The organism is Priestia sp. P5_B4, from assembly GCF_056400385.1.
Map to the genome: position 1 here is coordinate 1 of NZ_JBFULJ010001514.1, position 539 is coordinate 539.

1 protein-coding gene is annotated in these 539 nt (G+C 36.7%); it reads left to right on the plus strand.

All coding sequences use genetic code 11. The features are described 5' to 3' along the window. Positions 1–57: 57 nt before the first annotated feature. Positions 58–539 (plus strand): N-acetyltransferase family protein (locus tag AC1DRF_RS31910; RefSeq protein WP_477742815.1); only part of this gene is annotated, 482 nt, incomplete at its 3' end.

The window sequence follows — 539 nt, forward strand, 5'->3', positions numbered from 1 at the left end:
TTCTTAGGCTGAAAGGTATACTATATGCCTTAATATTTTAAAAAAGGAGATTTTTTAATGAAAATTATTAAAGCTACTTCCTCTCACATCCCTTCTGTTGCCCGTCTGTACGTTGACAGCTGGCGCATTACATACAAAGGATTAGTACCTGATGCTTATTTAAAAAGCTTATCTTATAAACAAAGTACAGAAAAATGGTCCCTTTTTCTTACCGAGCCTTCTCATTTTATTTTGCTCGCTATCGATGAACGAGGAAAGATTGTCGGCTTTTCAGCAGGTAAGCCTCATTTGTCCCGTGCTGAAATATACGCGCTATACGTTTGCAAGGAAGTGCAAAACCAAGGAATTGGTCATCTTCTATTTTCTCATTCAGTAAAAGAATTTGCTGATCAGCAATATACGTCTATGATTATTTGGGCTATGAAGAAAAATAAGAAAGCCGTTCAGTTTTATAAAAAATCAGGCGGCAAAAAAATCTTGAATCGCACAAGTCAGTTTGGAGAAACTAAAGTTGAAGACGAAGCATACGGTTGGGAACG